1 protein-coding gene is annotated in these 244 nt (G+C 71.3%); it reads left to right on the forward strand.

What is annotated here, in order from left to right; genetic code table 11:
• On the forward strand, window positions 1-244 hold a 244-nt coding region (locus ASC93_RS30300; protein WP_157201720.1), incomplete at both ends, for an AMP-binding protein.

Raw genomic sequence — 244 nt, forward strand, 5'->3', positions numbered from 1 at the left:
CTATCCCGCCGCGCGCCTGTCTCACATGCTGGCCGATTCGGCGCCGGCGCTGCTGGTGACCGATACGAAGCTGCTGGCCCGGCTGCCGGTCGCGCCGGAACTCCCGGTACTTCTCCTCGACGCCGGCGACGACGCGACGAACGCCGACACCGACGCCAACCCGGACCTCGCGGTCCACCCGGAGCGCCTGTGCTACGTGATCTACACGTCCGGTTCCACCGGCCAGCCCAAGGGCGTGGCCGTC

This window comes from Massilia sp. Root335, assembly GCF_001425685.1.
In the GTDB taxonomy this organism is placed as follows: Bacteria; Pseudomonadota; Gammaproteobacteria; order Burkholderiales; family Burkholderiaceae_D; genus Telluria; species Telluria luteola.